General features: G+C 70.6%; 13 protein-coding genes and 1 pseudogene. 3 read left to right on the plus strand and 11 right to left on the minus strand.

Annotated features, from left to right (window positions below; translation table 11 throughout):
- Nucleotides 1-242 precede the first annotated feature (242 nt).
- The 6 genes from VP06_RS14935 to pal all read right to left on the minus strand — a co-directional run bounded on the left by VP06_RS14935 (nucleotide 243) and on the right by pal (nucleotide 8,035).
- Nucleotides 243-1,175: an outer membrane protein gene (locus VP06_RS14935; protein WP_048464574.1), complete on the minus strand. Its 933-nt coding sequence runs from the start codon at nucleotides 1,173-1,175 to the stop codon at nucleotides 243-245.
- A 274-nt stretch (nucleotides 1,176-1,449) separates the two neighbouring features.
- Entirely contained in the window at nucleotides 1,450-2,793 is a 1,344-nt protein-coding gene (gene glmM / locus VP06_RS14940; protein ID WP_048464582.1) for a phosphoglucosamine mutase, read from the minus strand.
- A gap of 345 nt (nucleotides 2,794-3,138) precedes the next feature.
- The gene (ftsH, locus tag VP06_RS14945) at nucleotides 3,139-5,061 is read right to left on the minus strand and encodes an ATP-dependent zinc metalloprotease FtsH (RefSeq protein ID WP_048464575.1); all 1,923 of its coding nucleotides are present in this window, start codon (nucleotides 5,059-5,061) and stop codon (nucleotides 3,139-3,141) included.
- A gap of 148 nt (nucleotides 5,062-5,209) precedes the next feature.
- Complete coding sequence (gene tilS / locus VP06_RS14950) at nucleotides 5,210-6,286, minus strand: tRNA lysidine(34) synthetase TilS (protein WP_053081812.1); 1,077 nt, start codon at nucleotides 6,284-6,286, stop codon at nucleotides 5,210-5,212.
- A 10-nt stretch (nucleotides 6,287-6,296) separates the two neighbouring features.
- Entirely contained in the window at nucleotides 6,297-7,235 is a 939-nt protein-coding gene (gene ybgF / locus VP06_RS14955; protein WP_048464576.1) for a tol-pal system protein YbgF, read from the minus strand.
- A 281-nt stretch (nucleotides 7,236-7,516) separates the two neighbouring features.
- A complete protein-coding gene (pal, locus tag VP06_RS14960; protein ID WP_048464577.1) occupies nucleotides 7,517-8,035 on the minus strand; it encodes a peptidoglycan-associated lipoprotein Pal in 519 nt (172 codons plus the stop codon).
- 491 nt (nucleotides 8,036-8,526) lie between these two features.
- Here pal and VP06_RS14965 point away from each other — a divergent pair, with 491 nt between their 5' ends.
- Nucleotides 8,527-8,997, plus strand: coding sequence for a response regulator (locus tag VP06_RS14965; protein ID WP_342586821.1), 471 nt, complete (start codon nucleotides 8,527-8,529; stop codon nucleotides 8,995-8,997).
- Here VP06_RS14965 and VP06_RS14970 read toward each other — a convergent pair.
- Nucleotides 8,994-9,716, minus strand: a complete 723-nt coding sequence (locus VP06_RS14970) for a hypothetical protein (protein WP_048464579.1) — start codon at nucleotides 9,714-9,716, stop codon at nucleotides 8,994-8,996. The two genes, VP06_RS14965 and VP06_RS14970, sit on opposite strands and share 4 nt — an antisense overlap.
- Before the next feature lie 228 nt (nucleotides 9,717-9,944).
- Between VP06_RS14970 and VP06_RS14975 the strand changes: the two genes are divergently transcribed.
- Nucleotides 9,945-10,196 carry a DUF6894 family protein gene (locus VP06_RS14975; RefSeq protein WP_048464580.1) on the plus strand — a complete coding sequence of 84 codons (252 nt, stop codon included), beginning with the start codon at nucleotides 9,945-9,947 and terminating at the stop codon, nucleotides 10,194-10,196.
- 27 nt (nucleotides 10,197-10,223) lie between these two features.
- On the opposite strand, the gene VP06_RS14980 is transcribed toward VP06_RS14975, so the two are convergent.
- Together VP06_RS14980 and VP06_RS14985 are read right to left on the minus strand one after the other, a co-directional pair.
- Entirely contained in the window at nucleotides 10,224-11,072 is an 849-nt protein-coding gene (locus VP06_RS14980) for a transporter substrate-binding domain-containing protein (RefSeq protein ID WP_053081814.1), read from the minus strand.
- Nucleotides 11,073-11,308: 236 nt separating this feature from the next.
- Nucleotides 11,309-12,154, minus strand: coding sequence for a transporter substrate-binding domain-containing protein (locus VP06_RS14985; RefSeq protein ID WP_053081816.1), 846 nt, complete (start codon nucleotides 12,152-12,154; stop codon nucleotides 11,309-11,311).
- 769 nt (nucleotides 12,155-12,923) lie between these two features.
- On the opposite strand from VP06_RS14985, the gene VP06_RS14990 reads away from it, so the two are divergent.
- Complete coding sequence (locus tag VP06_RS14990; protein ID WP_048464581.1) at nucleotides 12,924-13,808, plus strand: PfkB family carbohydrate kinase; 885 nt, start codon at nucleotides 12,924-12,926, stop codon at nucleotides 13,806-13,808.
- Here VP06_RS14990 and VP06_RS14995 read toward each other — a convergent pair whose 3' ends face one another.
- Both VP06_RS14995 and VP06_RS38605 read right to left on the minus strand, forming a co-directional pair.
- The gene (locus VP06_RS14995; protein ID WP_082167406.1) at nucleotides 13,809-14,765 is read right to left on the minus strand and encodes a ketopantoate reductase family protein; all 957 of its coding nucleotides are present in this window, start codon (nucleotides 14,763-14,765) and stop codon (nucleotides 13,809-13,811) included.
- A gap of 213 nt (nucleotides 14,766-14,978) precedes the next feature.
- Nucleotides 14,979-19,142 (minus strand): annotated as a pseudogene (locus VP06_RS38605) (hypothetical protein); the annotation flags it as partial.

The raw sequence follows: 19,142 nt of genomic DNA on the forward strand, positions 1-19,142 counted from the left end.
GACCTTTGGTTCCGGTCTCGAATTTTCGCCTAGCCCAAGTTCCTGGCCATCAGGGCTTGGCGTCGACAATTCAAGATGGAGTCAAAAGCCGCATCGATCTCGGACCTGCCCGAGATCGAATCGATGCGTCAGCATCCTGGGCCGTTGGTATACCGTAACATCGAACGATGAGCAGCCGCTTAATCCTAATGGCCGGCTGCCATGATCTCCGGCGCCTCCGGCGCCGGAGAGGTGTTGCAGGGTCAATACTTGCGCACGAGCGGCATCATCGGAGGCGGCGGCGGCTCGTAAGCGGCCACGACCGGCGCCCCGAACATCCAGCGCATGCCGAGCTTGACGTCGTGGGCCTCGATGTCCCGCACCTTGATCGGCGTCAGGGTGGTGCCGCAGAAGCAATTGAGTACGCCGGTGCTGCCCTCGCCCATATTGAGGTAGCGGTAGGCGAGTTCGAGCTTCAGGTTCGGCGTGACGGCGTAGGACAGGCCGGCATGCAGGGCCCAGGCGAAGCTCGTCTTCATCTGGTTCTTGTAGCTGCCGCCGCTGATCCGGGTCGGCGCCCCGGCGGTTCCCCAATCGGGATTGTCGGCATAGGTGTAGGTCGTGTTGATCTGGCTCGTCTCCGACACGCCGGAGAAGCGGTGGAACGCGGCGCCCACGCCGGCGCCGACGAACGGCGTGATGCCGTAATAGGTGCCGAGATCGGCGTAGCCGTTCACCATGACGACCGCGGCGGAGTAATTGCCGTTGGTGGCCTCGTAGGTGGTGTTGTCGTTCAGACGCAGCCCGTTCTCGTCGGTGCTCGTGTCTTTCCACTTGTAGTGGTCGTTGGTGTGGAAGCCGCTGGAGAAGCGGTACTCACCGGTCACGTCGCCGCGCAGCCAGGAATTGAACTGGTAACCGACGCCGATGCCGGCGAAGGCGCCGCCGCCGAGATCGGAGTTGTAGTAGTTGATCACGTCCGGGCTCGGTACGGTCGAGAGCTTCGGCGTGCTGTAGATGCTGGCGCCGACATCGCCGCGCAGATACCAGCCGCCGCCGAATTCCACCGGCGGGGGCGGCAGCGGCGGCGGAGGCGGCAGCAGACCGAGGTCGGCAGCGTGGACGAGCGCCGGGGCGGCCACGCTCGCAGCGAGCGTGATGATGCGCGCCAGCGCGAGTGGCTTGCTACGGCCCATGACGGTTCCTTGTTGCGAAGGGCCGCGATGAGATCGGGCGGCCGTTCCGGAAGACGTCATGACTGTCGCCGGGTTCGGTAAACCCCCGCTTAACGTTAAGCCTTAGGGCTGAGAAAGTCTTGCATCTGATTGATTCGTGGCCGCAATCGAGAAGCGGGCCGGACAATGCGAGTACGGCCGGTCAATCCTGCGAGAGACGCATCAGGCGTTCGCGCTTCGGCGGCAACGCGGGCGGTGCGGAGGCTGTCGGCGCCTCCGCTCCCGGGAGGGGCGGTCAGGCCGCGACCTTGCGCAGGGCCTCGACCACGTCGTCGACCACCCGCACCACGAGGTCGCGGTCGTCACCTTCGGCCATCACGCGGATCACCGGCTCGGTGCCCGAGGGCCGGATGACGAGGCGCCCGCCCTCTCCCAGGCGCTGGCGTGCGCCCTCGATCGCGGTGACGACGGCATCCTGGCGCAGGGGCTCGCCGCCGCTGCGATAGCGCACGTTCTTGAGCACCTGCGGCAGCGGATCGAAGCAGTGGCAGACCTCGCTCACCGGGCGCTGCTGGCGCTGCACCACCGAGAGGAGCTGGAGCGCCGCCACCAGACCGTCGCCCGTGGTGGCGTAGTCCGACATGATGATGTGGCCGGATTGCTCGCCGCCGAGATTGTAGCCGTGCTCGCGCATGTGCTCCAGCACGTAGCGATCGCCGACCGCGGTGCGGACCATGCCGAGGCCCAGACCGCCGAGATAGCGCTCGAGGCCGAGATTCGACATGATCGTGGCGACGATGCCATTCTTCGAGAGACGGGCATCCTCCTGCCAGGAGCGGGCCACCACCGCCATGAGCTGGTCGCCGTCGACCCGCTGGCCCTTCTCGTCCACCACCAGCACCCGGTCGGCGTCGCCGTCCAGAGCGATCCCGATATCGGCGCGCAGCTCGCGCACCTTGGCGACCAATGCCTCGGGCGCCGTCGAGCCGACGTCGCGGTTGATGTTGAAGCCGTCCGGGTCGGTGCCGATCGAGATCACCTCGGCGCCGAGTTCCCACAGGGTCTCGGGCGCCACCCGGTAGGCGGCGCCGTTGGCGCAATCGACCACCACCCGCAGGCCGTCGAGGGTCAGGTTGCGCGGCAGGGTGCGCTTGGCGAACTCGATGTAGCGGGCATGCACGCTCTCGATGCGCTTCGCCCGGCCGAGATCGGTGGAGCCGGCGAGCTTCGTTTGCAGATCGGCGTCGATCAGGTGCTCGATCTCGCGCTCGACCTCGTCGGAGAGCTTGAACCCGTCCGGGCCGAAGATCTTGATGCCATTATCCTCGAACGGGTTGTGCGAGGCCGAGATCATCACCCCGATATCGGCGCGCATCGAGCGGGTCAGCATCGCGACGGCCGGCGTCGGCATCGGGCCGAGCAGCAGCACGTCCATGCCCACCGAGGTGAAGCCCGCCACCATCGCGGTCTCGATCATGTAGCCCGACAGGCGGGTGTCCTTGCCGATCACCACGCGGTGGCGGTGATCTCCGCGCTGGAACACGAGCCCGGCGGCCTGCCCGACCTTGAGCGCGAGTTCCGGCGTGATCACGCCGTTGGCCCGGCCCCGGATGCCGTCGGTCCCGAAATACTTGCGCACGGTTGTCATCTCCCTGTCCCGTTCCGGGTCATCCCGGTCCCCGGCACGCGGCGTTGCGCAAGGCCGATGCCGCCGCTTCGGGCCGACGCGGTCCCACGTGGTCCGGGTTGGTTTGGTCTGGGTTATTTTGAGGCTGCTGCGCAAGAGAGCGGTGCAACAGAACCGTGCAAGAGAAAGGGGCGGCGGGATCCCTCCCGCCGCCCCCTCCATCGCAATCCGACATTCTATGCGCTCCAGAGCACGGCCCGATCAGTTTGCAATCGGGCAGTGCTCTAGATCTTTGATTTTGCCGCATTTTCTACGACGAACCGGGATCCACTTGGTCGGACCATGCCCGAGCGCCGCTCAGGCTTGGGGCTGCGGCTCATAGCCGCCGTCATTCTCCCGCGGCCGGCCGCGGCCGGCGGACGGGACCGGCGAGCCACGCGACGGATTCGTCGGGTAGTCGCCGGCGTCGCGCACCGGGGGCTTGCCGTCGAGCAGATCACGGATCTCGTCGCCCGACAGGGTCTCGTATTCGAGCAGACCGCGGGCCAGCGCCTCAAGGTCGGCGCGCCGCTCCTCGAGAATGCGGCGGGCATCCTGGAGGCCGGCCTCGACGAGGCGGCGGACCTCGGCGTCGATCTTCTGGGCGGTGGCCTCCGACACGTTCTGCTGCCGGTTGACCTGCATGCCGAGGAAGACCTCGTCGTTGTTCTCGCCATAGGCGACGGTGCCGAGTTCGGGCGAGAAGCCCCAGCGGGTCACCATCATGCGGGCGAGCCGGGTGGCCTGCTCGATGTCCGACTGGGCGCCGGAGGTGACCTTGTCGTGGCCGAAGATCATCTCCTCGGCGACGCGGCCGCCCATCATGATGGCGAGGCGCGAGGTCATCTGCTCGAAGGACATCGACAGCTTGTCGCGCTCCGGGAGCTGCATGACCATGCCGAGCGCCCGGCCGCGGGGGATGATCGTCGCCTTGTGGACGGGATCGGTGGCCGGGACATTGAAGGCCACGATGGCGTGGCCGCCCTCGTGATAGGCGGTCAACCGCTTCTCGTCCTCGGTCATGACGAGGGTGCGCCGCTCGGCACCCATCATCACCTTGTCCTTGGCATCCTCGAACTCGTGCATCGTGACGATGCGCTTGCCGCGGCGGGCCGCCAGCAGGGCCGCCTCGTTGACGAGGTTCATCAGGTCGGCGCCCGAGAAGCCGGGAGTGCCGCGGGCGATCACCTTCAGGTCGACGTCAGGCGAGAGCGGGACCTTGCGGACATGGACGCGCAGAATGCGCTCGCGGCCGATCACGTCCGGGTTCGGCACGATGATCTGGCGGTCGAAGCGACCGGGGCGCAGCAGGGCCGGGTCGAGCACGTCGGGGCGGTTGGTCGCCGCGATGATGATGATGCCCTCGTTGGCCTCGAAGCCGTCCATCTCGACGAGGAGCTGGTTGAGGGTCTGCTCGCGCTCGTCGTTACCGCCGCCGAGGCCCGCGCCGCGATGCCGGCCGACGGCGTCGATCTCGTCGATGAAGATGATGCAGGGGGCATTCTTCTTCGCCTGGTCGAACATGTCGCGGACGCGGCTGGCGCCGACGCCGACGAACATCTCGACGAAGTCCGAGCCCGAGATGGTGAAGAACGGCACGTTGGCCTCGCCCGCGACCGCCCGGGCGATCAGGGTCTTGCCGGTGCCGGGGGGGCCGACCAGCAGCACGCCGCGGGGGATCCGCCCGCCGAGGCGCTGGAACTTCTGCGGGTCGCGCAGGAACTCGACGATCTCCTGAAGATCTTCCTTCGCCTCGTCGACGCCCGCCACGTCCTCGAAAGTGACGCGGCCATGGGCCTCGGTCAGCAGCTTCGCCTTGGACTTGCCGAAGCCCATGGCCCGGCCGGCGCCCGACTGCATCTGGCGCGACAGGAAGATCCAGGCGCCGATGAACACCAGGATCGGCAGCCAGTTCACGAGCAGCGCGATGAACCACGGGGTGTTGTCCGACGGCGGACGGGCCGTGATGGTCACGCCCTTGCCCTGGAGCTTCGACACCAGCGAGGGGTCGTTCGGCGCGTAGGTCGTGAAGGTGCCGCCGCTCGTGTAGGTCCCGCTCACCTCCTGGCCGGAAATGACCACGCTCTGGATACGGCCCTGCTCGGCATCAGTCAGGAGTTGGCTGTAGGCGATCTCCCCGCCGCCCGAGCGGTGACCTGGGTTCTGGAACAGGGTCACCAGGGCCAGCACCAGCAGGAAGATGACGACCCACAGGGCGAAATTGCGGAAATTGGGGTTCATCGAAGAGTCAATCCCTGAGGAGCGCGGCGCGTGCGGGCGTGCTGGGTTGGGGCACCGGCACTCGGATGGCAATGTAGGCACCCGCCCGGGGCTTGCCAAGTAATCGCCGGCGCCTGCGGCGCCGCAGACCGCCCGTCTTACCGAAACGTCAGGCCGGATGCGGTCTCGATGGGCGCCGTGGCGGCGCCGGGCTCAGGCTCAGCCGGCCGGCGCCGGCCGCGAGGAGCAGGCCCGCGACGGTCCGCCGGCAGGGGATGCCCTCCCGCAGGGCTGGCAGGACTTCGCCGAGGACGATCCGCTCCAGTTGCCCCAGGCGCGGCGGATCGGCCGCGGCGTCCTCGCGCAGGGCCGTGACGGCAAGGCCGACGACCCGCAAGGCGACCGCCTCCGGCAGGGTCGCCAGGCCGGCCCCGTCGAGGATCAGGGTTCCGTGCCCGTCCGGCCCGGACCGTCGAAGATCGCTGAGGGCCGACGCTGCGGCCTGCGCCAGGGCGGCCTCGTCGCGGCGCAGGCGCCCGGCGAGGCGGACCAGGCGCCCGGGCGTCAACCCCTCCTCGGCCAGGAGCGGCATGAGGCGCCGCAGGCGGGCGCGGCCGAAGCGCGGATCGGCGTTGGAGGGGTCGCGCACGAACGGCCAGCCCTGGCTGTCGCAGGTGGCGACGAGGCGGGCCTTCGGCACGCCGAGGAAGGGCCGGCCGAGGGTCACGCCGTCGAGGGCGCGGGCCGGGGCCATGCCGGCGAGGCCGGCCGGACCGGAGCCGGCGCAAAGGCGCATCAGCACGGTTTCGGCCTGATCGTCGAGGGTATGGGCGGTGAGGACGAGATCGGCGCCGGCCTCCCGGGCCAGACCGGCAAGCAGCCGGTAGCGTGCCGCCCGGGCCGCCTCCTGGAGGTGCGCCGCCGGCTTCGGGCCGGTCCAGGCGAGGATGCGATGGGCGAGGCCGAGCCGGGCGGCCAGGGCCGCCACCGCCTGCGCCTCGACCGCCGAGGCGGGACGCAGGCCGTGATCGACGGTGGCGACGATCACCGGAAGCCCCCGCGGGACCAGGGCGGCACAGCCCATCAGCGCCGTCGAATCGGGCCCGCCGGACACCGCCAGCACGCCGCCTCGATACACCGAGCCCGGCCCGATCCAGGGTCCGAGGAGCGCGGCGCCCTCGGCCGGGCCAAGCGGGTCAGCGCCGAGGCAATCGGCGCCGGGAACGGACCAGTCCGGGCGGCTCACACCGCCTCGCTCACGCGGCGCAGCGCGCGCGCCGCTGCTCCCGGTCGACCCCCTGCTTCACGGTCGCGGAGGCTTGCGGGAACTTGCGCTCCAGCTCGGCCAGGGTGGCGCAGGCTTGCTCGCGGGCTCCGAGCGCGTTGAGCGAGGCGCCGAGCTTCAGCATCGCGTCCGGCGCCTTGCGCGAGCGGGCGTAATCGGTCGAGACCTTCAAGAACTGCTCGGCCGCCTCGCGGGTGCGGTTGCGTTGCAGGTAGCTCTCGCCGAGCCAGTAGGTCGCGTCCGGCACCAGGGCGTCGCGGGGATGCGACTGGATGAACTGGCGCAGGCTCATCTCCGCCTGCTCGTACTGGCGTTGCAGCACGTAGGCGTAGGCGGCCTCGTAATCCGCCTTGGCGTCGCCGGTGCCGGTGGCGGCGACGCTGGCCGAGGGCCGCGCGACCGGGGCCGGCGCGGCGGTGGCCGGGCGGGGCGGCGGGCGCAGATCCACCGGCTCGCCGTAATCGGGCGCCTGGTCGTCGATCGCGGCGCGGGGCGGCGCAAGGGCGGCCGAGGCGCTCGGCGTCGCGGGGGCGGACGACCGCGGCGCCTGGGACGGCGTCGTCGCGCCAAGGGTCTGCGGCGCGCCCGGCGCGTCGGGATTCTGCGACGGGTCGAAGGCGTCGCTGCGCTTGTGGGGCTTGGCCGGCGGGGTCGAGGCCGCCGGCTTCTGCCCGCCCTTCGACTCCTGGAAGCGGAACTCGACGTCCTCCTGGAACTTGCGCAGCTGTTCCTTGAGCTGGCGGTTCTCGTACTGGAGCGACTCGATCTGGCCGGCCATCTGGCGCGACTGGTTCTCCAGCCGGTTGAGGCGCACCACGAACTCGGCGGCGTCCTGGGCCGCGACCGGGCACGCGGCAGCGAGAGCCAGCCCGGAGACGGCGAGGGGGGCGAGGAGCAGGCGGCGAAGCATGGCGGGGCGCATCACGGCTCGGGTCAGGCGGCGGGTCCGCACTCGGGAGGGCGGGTTAGCAGATGCCTCCGCTCCCGGCAAAACGGACGGCGCGGGCCGTCCGGTTGACCTGAGCGGACTTGCGTTGACAGGCCAACGCTTCGTCCGCTTAGGCTCTTGGTCATCGCCGATTCTTGCCGCCGAACCGGTGACCACGTCGGCGAAATCTGCGTGGGGAAAGGGACGGCGCAAGCCGTCCCGCTCGCCTCGGACGACACGGGAGCGGCATGCCGCCCCGGTCCTCACGAGCCGGCGCCGCCATCCAGCACCGTGACGGCACGGCGGTTCTGCGACCAGCACGAGATGTCGTTGCACACCGCCACCGGCCGCTCCTTGCCGTAGGAGACGGTGCGGATGCGGTTCGCCCCGATGCCGCGCGAGGCGAGGTAGTCCCGCACCGCCTGCGCCCGGCGGGCGCCGAGAGAGAAGTTGTATTCGCGGGTGCCGCGCTCGTCGGCATGGCCCTCGATCAGGAAGGTGTAGCGCGGGTAGCGCGACAGCCATTGCGCCTGCTTGTCGAGGGTGGCGGTGGCGGTGGTGGTCAGGTCGGTCGAGTCGGACTCGAAGAACACCCGGTCGCCGACATTGACCACGAAATCCTGCGCGCTTCCCGGCGTCGCAGCCCCGCCGCGGCCACCGGCCCCGTAGGCCGCCGAGGCGTCGGCGAGATCGTTGTTGCTCGCGCAGGCCGCCATCGACAGGGCGAGCCCGAGGGCGGCGGTGATCTTGAGCGCGCGCAGGGGCGCGAGCGGCAGCGGCATCGACTGGCAACTCCTCTGGCGGCCCCGGAAAGCCGCACCCGGCGGGGTCCGAGCCGCACCACGCGCCCGGCGACGCCGCTTCCCAACATAGGATCGTGCCTAAGCAGACTTGCGTTGGCAGGCCAACGCTTCGCCCGCTTAGGGTCTTGTTTGATCGCAGATTTTTGCCGCCGAACCGGTGACCACTTCGGCGAAATCTGCTTAGCCCTGGCTGGTTAAGCGAAGGTTCCGTCATGCGTGACGGGGCCTTGCCTCCCCGGCCGAACCGCCAGGCTCCCATCGGCCGGGCCGAGACCTCGAGCCGAACCCCGACACTCGTGCAGGGCGGCCCCAGACACCGTTGAAATACGGCTACGCTGCGGCGCGACAGGCGCTCACGGCACGCGATCGGCGCATGCTGCATTATGGCAACACCTCGGCTTGCCGCCGTTGTGGCGCGGTTAACCAAGACCGCGGGCCGTTACCGGATCGACGACCGGGAGTCACCCGCGATGCCCGCCCCCCTGCCCTCGCCCCGGATGTCCGCAAAGGTCCCGGCGCCCTGCCTGCTGATCGTCGAGGACAGTGCCATGCTGCTCGAGCTGCTGGTGATCCTGTGCGCGCAGCACGGCGTCGCGACGATGACCGCGTCGAGTGGCGAGGCGGCCCTGGCCCTGCTGCGCCAGCACGGGGAGCGGATCGACTGGCTTCTCACCGACATCCGGCTCCCGGGCGCCGTCGATGGCTGGGCCGTGGCTGAGGTCTACCGGCAGATCCGGCCGCACCGACCGGTGATCTATGCCTCGACCGCCGCCACCCTGACGCATCCGGCGGTGCCGGGCAGCACCGTCGTCACGAAGCCCTTCGCAATCGCCGACCTCCTGCGCCTCATGCGGATGATGGCGAGCGAGCGTGACGTCCCCGGGGTCGCGGCCTCAGCAGATGTCGGCGGAACGGTCACCGGTTCGCAGGAATCTGCTTAGGCGGTCGCCCGCTCGCGCCGCGCCAGCTTCGCGGCTTCGAGCCGCATCACGGCCTCGTCAGGCGCGAGGAGTGGCGCCTGCCGGCCGATGCGGAGGGCCTCGTCGAGGATCGCGACCGCCTCAGCCCAGGCGCCGGGCCAGAACAACGCGGCGGCCTCGGCCGCGTCGGCAGCGGTCCGGGCATCGATCTCGCCGGCGAAGAGGGCGGCGCGGGCCGCCGCCGCCGCGCGGGCGCCGCGGACCCAGGTTCCCTGGCAGCCGGCGGCCTCGGCCAGCGAGCCAGCCGACCATGCGGCGTGGCGCACCACCGTCACGGCCCGCTCCAGGTCCGGCGCGGCCCGGCAGGCGGCGGCGTGCTGCGGCAGCCCGGCCCGCTCCAGCACCGGCGGCAGCAGACGGCGCACGCCCTCGCGCACCAGGTAGGCGGTGCGGGCCGCCTCGACAGCCTCGGAATCGGCGGAACCGGCGAGGCGCAGCACGAAGGCCATCAGCCGCGGCCGCTCGGCATCCGGCATGGCGTCGTTGAGGCCGAGTGCGTAGGCGGCGAGCGGCCCCGAGAAGCAGGGCGGACAATCCGCCGAGGAGCGGATCGCCCGATAGGGCAGCCCGGCCGCCACCACGGCCGCCTCGTTGATGCAGGTCCCGCCATCCGGCCCCGGGAAGACATGCGAGCCCGGCAGAAGCCGCCAGTTCAGGATCGGGTCGAAGAGGCCGGACATGGAATCCCCCGCCTGGGTTTCAGGGATCGGTCAGGGGCGAAACTGGCAGGGTTTCCGGCCGGCGGCGAGCCCCCTTCGTCAGGACGGAAATCCGGTCGCGGCGGACGGACCGGCTGCGGCATCGCGGCCCTGGCCCCGAAGGGCTTGCCAAATTAGAACGGAGAGTGAACATTAACCCTGGCGGGCATCTGAGCCAGGATGTCCGATCATCGGGAACAGAGGACCGGCATGACGCGCTACCGCTTCCACTGCACCAACGGCTCCGAGTGCATCCTCGATGCCGAGGGCAGCCTCGTCCGTGGTCCGGCCGCCCTCGCCCGCCGCGCTCGGACCGTCGCCGAGGCGACGATGCGGAGCATTGGCGCCGCCGACTGGGCCGAGTGGCGGGTGAGCGTGCACGACCTGAACGGGCAGCGCGTCTGGGTCGAGCCGTTCGTGACGCATGATCTGTCGGGAGAGGACGCGGCTTTGGCGGCCTGAGGGTCGGGCGGGCGCCCGCCCAACCGGTCATTCGCTCGCCAGGAAGGTGTCGTAGACGGCGCGGATCCGCGGCAGGTCGGCCGCCGCCGTCCACGCCTCGACGATGCTCCGATAGGCCGGGCCCGGCCGCTCGGCCGCCAGCACCGCATCGATGCGCGCCACCACCGCCCGGCCCCAGGGCGTGCCGGCGCACATCACCCGGGCGAAGACCGGTTCCCGGTTCTCTTCCGCGAAGGGCAGGCCCACGAAGGCGCCCGGCTCACCGATCTGCCGGGCGTTGTAGGCCGCGATGCTGGAGAATTCGACGAGGTAGTCGAGCCGGTCGTTCAGCAGCATGCGGAACGCCTCGCCGAACTCGGAATGGGTCTGCCCCGGCGGGTATTGCCGAAACAGCGCGTCGACCGACGGCGCGATCGCGCGGTTGCGCAGCACGCTGGTGCGCAAGTCGCGATGGTCCGTCAGCAGGGCATGCAGGGACAGGGGCTCGAGCCCCTCGAAGCGGGCGCGCTTGGAGGCCGGCACGATGATGCGCAACGGATAGAACATCGCCACCGGCCGCGAGAACGCCGCGAAGCCTTCGCGCTCGGGCGTTCTCACGCCACCGACGAAGCACCAGGTCTCGCCGTTCTTCAGCGAGGTGATGATGCGGGGGAACGGGACGTTCAGCGTCGAGGAACTGTATCCAGTCAGCCGGTCGCTCAGAAGATGCCGGATCCGGTCGAAGATGCCGCCGTCGCGGTTCTCGCCCTCGGTGATCATGTAGGGCGGGGCATCGTAGACCGACCACGTGATCCGGTCGTCCTCGGCACGCGCCGGCCCCAGAGCCCCGAACGCGAGCGCGATGACCAGACCGGCGAGAGAGCGCCGCTTTACCATGATGTATCCTGTGGTGGTCCGAGGCCAGCGACCCGTCAATGCAGGTTTCGACTTCAAGATCGGGTTAATCGTCTGACGCCATCGCCGGGAGCCTTTGGTCAGGTATCTTACAGTCAAGTCGTGACCTGACTGGTGGACGGTGTGGCGGAGCATTCATTCCGGCTTCCGGCCCGGTCCGCCCCGTGGCTCGCCAGAGCGATCGCCGAGCGGGTCGTCGAGCCCGTCGCCCATCCCTGTCAATCGCTCGCCAGGAAGGCGTCGTAGACGGCGCGGATCCGCGGCAGGTCCTCCGGCGCAGTCCAGGCTTCGACGATGCTCCGGTAGGCCGGGCCCGGCCGCTCGGCCGCCAGAACCGCGTCGATGCGCGCCACCACGGCGCGGCCCCAGGGGGTGCCCGCGCACATCACCCGGGCGAAGACCGGATCGGGACTCTCGGCGAAAGGCAGGCCGACGACATCGTCCGGTCGGGCGATCTGCCGGATGTGATAGGCCGTGATGCTGGAGAAATCGACCAGGTAGTCGAGCCGGCCGCTCAGCAGCATGCGATACGCTTCGATGAAGCGGGCATAGGTCTGCCCGGGCGGGTATTGCCGAAACAGGGCATCGACCGCTGGCGCGATGGCGCGGTCGCGCAGCACGCTGGTGCGCAAATCGCGGTGCTCGCTCAGAAGGCTGCGCAGGGAGAGCGGCTCCAACGCCGCGAAGCGGGCACGTTTGGACGCCGGCACGACGATGCGCAGGGGATAGAACATCGCCACCGGCCGCGAGAACGCCGCGAAGCCCTCGCGCTCGGCCGTCCTCACGCCGCCGACGAAGCACCACTCGTCGCCGTTCTTGAGCGAGGTGACAATGCGCGGGAACGGCACCGTCACGCGCGTGACGACGTAGTCGGTCAGCCGCGCCGTCAGGAGATCGCGGATTCGGTCGAAGATGCCGGTCCCGCGGTGCTCGCCCTCGGTGATCGTGAAAGGCGGCGCATCGAAGACCGGCCAGGTCAACGGAAGCTCCCCGGCCCAGGCCGGTTCCTGGACGGCGAGGCCGAGCGCGACGATCAGACTGGTCAGACCGCGCCGCTTCACCATGGTGGTTCCCGTAAACCCGTTAGACCACTAATGAATGGCAGTCGTCTCTTCAAGATCGGGTTAATCGCCCCGGAGTCAGTCGACGGCAAGTGTCTTGAGGCAACGGTATCGCGATCGGGGGACCCGGCCGGTTCCTCGCGGCCGGGGCGCCACGATCCCCGCACCCCGTCGCTGGTCAGACTTTCTAAAAATTTCTGCCGATGCTACGACAAGCATCGGCGATAATGCAAGACTCTCCGCACACCACCCAGCCGCCTCGGAGAGCATCGTCAAACGGAGCGGAATCCAGTTCGTCGTCGACAATTGAGACAGATATCGACGGAACCATGAAATCAACGCGACTTACCGAGTCTGGTCCTAGCGTTCAGACATCTCGAACTTGACGAAATTGGAGAGCGGACCACACATTCGGTGCCGGCACCCGTTGGCATCACCTTCGTTCATACGATCTCCGACGGATCGCCTCGCGATGCGGAGATCGGCTTCGCTCAGGCGTGTGGAGCCGACGGTTCCACCGCGCCGGCTGGCGATCCGACGTCCGAAGATGCTGACGCATCGATTCGATCTCAGGCAGGCTCGAGATCGACGCGGCCGTTAACTCCATCGCGAATTGTCGATGCCAAGCCCAGATGTCCGGGATTGTGGGCTTGGCGAAAATTCGAGAACGGCACCAAAGGTCGTTTCCAACGACCGTTGGTATGATTCCTCGTCAATCATGTTTGTCGCCGAATCGGCGACGGCTCGGCGAAACGCCCTCAGGAGAAGACCCGTGATCGTCTGTTTCGGCTCCCTCAACGCCGACCTGGTCTTCCGGCTGCCGGAGATCCCGCGCTCGGGCCAGACCCTGCTGGCCGACGGTCTAGCCGTGCAGGCGGGCGGCAAGGGCGCGAACCAGGCCGTGGCCGCGGCACGGGACGGGGCGGCGGTCGCGATGGCCGGGGCCGTCGGCAGCGACGCCCTCGCCGAGGTGGCGCTCTCCGGCCTGCGCGAGGCGGGCGCCGACATCGCGCGGGTCCGCAGCCTGGCGGCGGCGACGGGCTGCGCCTCGATCTGGATCGACGCGGCGGGCCGCAATCGCATCGCGGTGGCGCTCGGGGCGAACGCGCAGGCCCGGGCGGACCAGATCACCGATGCCGATCTCGCCCGGGCGACGTCGCTTCTGCTCCAGATGGAGGTCGCGATGCAGGAGACCGCCGCGCTCCTGCGGCGGGCCCGGGCGCTGGGCCTGCGCGCGATCCTCAACCTCGCCCCGGCCCTGCCGCTCGACACCGATACGCTGCGGCTTGCCGGCCTTCTCGTCGTCAACGAGGACGAGGCGGAGGCGACCGCCCTGCGGCTCGGCTGCGCGCCGGAGGCGACCGCCTTGCGGGCGGCCCTCGGCATCGACGTGGTCCGCACCCTCGGCGAGGCCGGCTCGGAGGCGGCGACGCAGGACGGCGCCTGGCACGTCCCCGCCCGGGTGATCGACCCCGTCGATACCACCGCGGCGGGCGACTGCTTCGTCGGCGTCCTGGCGGCGGCGCTCGATCGCGGCGCACCGTTGCGCGCGGCGATGGAGCGGGCGAGCGTCGCGGCGGCCCTCGCCTGCGGGCGCCGGGGCAGCCAGGCGAGCCTGCCGCGGCGTGCGGAGACCGACCGGGCGCTCGGGACCTGATCAGACCGGACAGGTCTCGGGATCGGCCGCGACCGGGAAGGCGGCCTCCCGCGCCTTGATGAGGGCGACCACCGTGTCGTTGACCGGGGTCGCCACCCCCCATCGCCGACCGAGGCGCGGAATCGCGCCGTTGATCGCCTCGACCTCGCCGCGGCGCCCGGCCCGGTGATCGAGCAGCATCGAGGGCCGAGCCTCGGGAATCTTGCCGCCGAGGCGGCGAATGTGATCGAGCGGATCGCCCACCTCAAGCGTCACGCCGATCGCCGCTGCCACCGCGATCGCCTCCTCGGCGCATCCCTGCGCCACCCGCCAGGCGTCCGGATCGGCCATCACCCCACCGATGGTCAGGCCGGTGAGGGTGGTGGTGCCCGAGAAGGTGACGTTCATGATCAGCTTCTCCCACACCATCCGGCCGAGATCGTCGAACAGGCTGGTCCTGAACCCGGCCGAGTCCCAGATCGCCGCCGCCGTTTCCAGGCGCTCGCGCGGCAGGCCCGCGAAGGCGCCGAAGCGGATCATCTCGAGGCCGTTATGGTGGGCATGGCCGGGCCCGCGCATCGAGGCGCCGAAGCCGCCGACCACCCCGACGGCGATCCGGTCCGGGTCGATGACGGTGGCCACGACCTCCGGCGAGCCGAGCCCGTTCTGGATCGTCTGCACTACGGTCCCGGACCCGATCAGCGGGGTGCAGGCCTGCGCCGCCGCCGCGACGTCGAACGCCTTGGTGGCGATGATGACGAGGTCGCAGGGGCCGATTCCCGCCGTCGTCGTGCCGGCGCTCGCCAGCCGCACGGTGCGGTCGCCGCTCGCCCCCTCGACGCGCAGGCCATGGTCCCGCATCGCCGCCGCATGGTCGGCCCAGAGCGTGACGGCGTGCACCGCATGGCCGACCGAGGCCATCAGCGCCGCATAGACCGAGCCCATGGCTCCGCATCCGACGATCGCGATCTTCGCCATCCTGTCTCCTCCCCGGGCGACGTCCGGTTCCGGCGTGCCCGTCTCGTTGCAGGACGATCGATAGGACCGGCCGCGAGTCCTGGCAAAGGGGATGTGCGGACCGCCGTCGCCGTCAGCGTGGCGCTCACCGAACCACCCGCGGATCAAGGAGGAGGCATTCCTTGATGCATCGGTCGTGTGGCGGAGGGCCGCGAGCGGCTCTCCGGCCCTCGCTCAGTAGAACCGGATCCCGTCAGCCTCCGCCTGCCGCTCCAGGGACCCGCTCGCCTCGTCCAGGATGTAGGTCGTGTAGCGGTCTCTCTCCGCGTCCGGATCGGTCGGAACGACACGGGCCACGATGGTGGTGTTCTGGATCACCCGGATCACGTCGGCGGGCATCAGGGGCTTGTGCGCGAGCCCCTTGATCGGCGTGTCGGCGGAGACCTGGGCCGCGAGCAGGCGAGCGGCTTGCCGGCCCATGGCCGGTCGGGTGACACCGGCATCGAAGCTCCAGGACGGGGGCGACGCGGAGGCACCGGGCGCGCTGTATCCCGTCCCCCCCGTGATCTCGTCGGCGTTGCCGGTGCTGGTACCGGTTCCGGTCCCGGCGCTGGTGCTCTGCGGAACCGGAGTGGTGCCGGTCATCGCCGCCAGGATCTGGCCCGCGGTCAGCCACGGCATCGCCGCGGCCGTCTGCCGGAACCACGCCAGGACCGCCTTCTTGCCCGGCCTCGGGTTGTGCAGGAACGGCGGCGGAGGGACCGGGACTCCACCCGGGCCCGTTCCGTCGACGGTGGCGGCCAGCTTGCTGGCGAGCGGCGCCGTGCCGGAGGTTGTGCTCGACAGGGGGGCGGAACCGGAGGCGGTGCCGGTCGTGCCGTAGAAGCCGTAGACGCTCCCCGTGCCGGGCGTGCTCCAGTAGGCGGCGTTATAGGCCGCGAGCTCCCCGCTGCCCGTCTGGCCCGCCACCGGGCTGCCATTGGCCCAGTTCAGCGTATAGCCGGGCGTGCCGGAGGCGCGGAGGAGGCCGATGCTCGCGCCGCCCAGCCCGAGCGTGACCGCGCCCTGCGCCAGGCCGACCGGGCCCGGGGCGATCGCGTAGAGGGCGGTCGGCCCGACGAGGCGGCCGGCCGCGTCGAGGGCCGGGACCAGCATCACGGCGTCGCCGAAGATGCGGTTCGCCCCGTCGCCGCCGTCGATCACGTCGCGGTTGTTCGTCACCGCGCCCGCGTCGCGGGCATAGCGCCGCCCGTCCGGCCCCCACCCGCTCGTCGCCGCGCCGAGCAGGATCGCGGTGCCCCGGGTCGCGCCCGTCGAGGAGAACGGGATCGTCGTGCCGGAAAACAGCCGGGCAAGGACCTGGATCCGGTCGGCCGCGAGAGAATCGGGCGAGGTGGCGCCCCCCTCGCTCGTGCCCGGAACCGGCAGCTGGATGAAGGCGGCGTCGCCCACCAGAACGTCGGTCCCTGAGCCGCCGGCGATCCGGTCGTTGCCGATGGTCAGCGCGTAGCCCTGACCGTTGCCGAACACGATGTCGATGACGCCCTGCGCCGCGGTGTCGGCCGGATGGTCCTTGGTGAGGTGCGCGCTCAGCGCTCGGTCCTGGTCGGCCGCCCGGGCGCCGATCACCGCGTTCACCGCCATGGCCCAGGCCCCGTCGCGGGGATCGAGCGTGGCGTCGGTGCGGGCGACGCCCGCCTGCGTGAGGATCAGGGTGTCGCCGGCCACGAGATCGTCGCCGGCACCGGCATCGATCACGTCGTTGCCGAGGACGAGCTGGTGCGGCGGCGCCTTGAACACTCCCGCCGGCCCCGCGAGCCGCGCCATCGCGGCGACGACGAACTCGTTGGCCCGGCTGACCGTTGCGGTGAGGTCGGAGACGACCCAGCGCATGTCGCTCAGGAAATCGCCGAGCGCCACGGTCGAGGCCACGGACAGATCGTCGAGCGGTCCGCGGCCGCGGACCACGATCCGGGCCTGATCTCCCACGATCGTGTCGGTGCCGTCGCCGCCGGCGATCGTATCGTTGCCGTAGCGCAGCATCTCAGGCGAGCGGTTGCCCCGGGCGGCATCGGTCATGTCGACCCCGGCCGTGAGGGCGTCGAGCGTCTCCAGCAAGCGCTGCATCGAGAGGGTCACGGCGTCGATCTGGCCGTTGAGCGCGGACAGGCGGGTCACGTCGAGGGACGAGATCTGCACGTCGTCGCCGTAGATCGTGTCGTCGCCCGCACCGCCCTCGATAACGTCGTTCCCCGGCAGGACACCGTGGGTGTCGACGAGGTTCGGGACCACCGACGCATAGACGGTGAGCGCCGTGCCGTCGTTGCGGCGGATCGGACCGGCCCCGGCGATCTCGCCGAGGGCGCCCGCGAGGTTCGGGTAGACAGTGATGTGCGGAGCGCTCCCGTTGAGCACCTGGGGCATCAGGTTCGCCGCCGGCACCACCACCGCGCCGCCGAGCGGCAGGTCGAGCCCGGCAGAATCCGGCGCGCCGATCAACCGGACCGCGTTCACGATGGTGGGCATGTCCGACGCCGTCTCGGCGGTGTTCGACGCCCGGTCGCCAAAGATCATGTCGTCGCCGGCACCGCCGCGGATCGTGTCGTCGCCGCGCTGGCCGAACAGCCCGTCGTCACCGTCGCCGCCATCGATCAGGTCGTTGCCGGCAGGCGCCAGCGACACCGCGAGCACCGAGGTGTCGAGGTTGCCGCCCGCCATCCGGAGCGCCGCGCCGGCAGCGTCCCGCGCGCCCGTCGCGAGGAGCAGGTCGGACTTCGCCAGGGCGTCGATCTGCAAGGTGACATCGACCATGAGGCGGCTGTCGGCGCGCATCACGGCCGTGACCGTGCCGACCTCCTCCAGCACCACGTCGCGGTGCCAGCTGCCGTCGCTGTCGACGACCGCGCTGCCGTCCGGCCGGTAGGCCCGCACGATGCGGCCGACATCGCCCAGGATGACATCCCGGCCCGCACCACCGCCCAGGGCATCGTTGCCCAGGCCGCCGACGATCTCGTCGTCGCCGTCGCCACCCTCGATCCCGTCGTCGCCGCGCTGGCCGAAGAGCCGGTCGTCGCCGTCGTTGCCGGCGATGATGTCGTTCCCGCCGATCCCATCGATGAGATCGAACGGCACCACCTCGCGCCGAGTCCCGCCGAACGGATCCGGATCGCGCAGCCACGACACCGCCTTCACGTCGTCCACCAGGACGAGGCGCGCGATGATGCCGTTGTCGCCCAGCACGACGTCCGCGCCGGCCCCGCCCGAGAGGGTGTCGTTGCCGTCCGCGGCGCCGATGACGTTCGACCCGCCGACGAGGTCGTCGTCGCCGGCATCGCCGGCCAGCATGTCGTTCCCCTGCTGGCCGAAGATCACGTCGTCGCCGTCGCCGCCCTCGATCCAGTCGTCGCCCGCGCCGTCCTGCGGCCCGGTGAAGATGGCGATGCCACGCTGATTCGGCGGAAGCGCCGTGTCGTAGAGCGCATGGTCGCCGAACAGCCGGTCGTTGCCCTCGCCGCCCAGGATGGTGTCGTTGCCCGTGCCGCCGACGACGAGGTCGTTGCCGGCACCGGCCTCGATCCGGTCCGCTCCGCCCGCGAGCGGGTCGGTGGACTGGAGCCGGCGCAGGCTGCGCTGGCCGTTCACCACCACGAGATCGCCCGAGCCGTTGTCGCCGAGGATGAAGTCCGCCCCGGATCCCGTGACGATCGTGTCCGAGCCGGCGCCGCCCACCACGACGTTGTCGCCCTCGCCGGCCGCGATCACGTCGTCCCCGCCGAGGGCGGCGTCGAGCGTCGCGACGTCCGTCACCACTCCGACGGCGTCGAAATGCACGACCCCGTCATCGCCCAGGATGAGATCGGATCCCGCTCCGGTCGTCACGGCATCGCCGCCGATCCCGCCCAGGACGACTGCGTCGCCGCCCGCGATCACGATCGTGTCGCCGCCGCCCACGGTCGGATCGGTGCTGCTCACCTCCGCCCGGATCCCCGCCGCAAAGCGCACCATGCCGGCGTCGCCCAGCACCACGCTGGCGCCCTGGCCAAGCGTGACGCCGTCATTGCCGGCCCCGCCGATCACCACCTTGTCGCCATTGCCACCGGTGATGCGGTCGTCGCCCCCGACCTGCGGGTCGAGGCTCGCCACCACCGACCGCACGCCCGCCGAAACGACCACCTGGCCGTCGTCGCCGAGCACCAGGTCGCTCCCGGTCCCGAGCGTGATCGTGTCGCCGCCGACACCGCCGATGACGATGTTGTCGCCGTCGCCCGCCGCCAGGCTGTCGGCCCCGCCCGCATCCGGATCGGTGCTGACGACCTGGCTGCGCACACCGTCCGTGAACACCACGAAGCCGTTGTCGCCGAGCACCACGTCGGCCCCCGCCCCCGCCGTGACCGTGTC

Source organism: Methylobacterium aquaticum (genome assembly GCF_001043915.1).
In the GTDB taxonomy this organism is placed as follows: domain Bacteria; phylum Pseudomonadota; class Alphaproteobacteria; order Rhizobiales; family Beijerinckiaceae; genus Methylobacterium; species Methylobacterium aquaticum.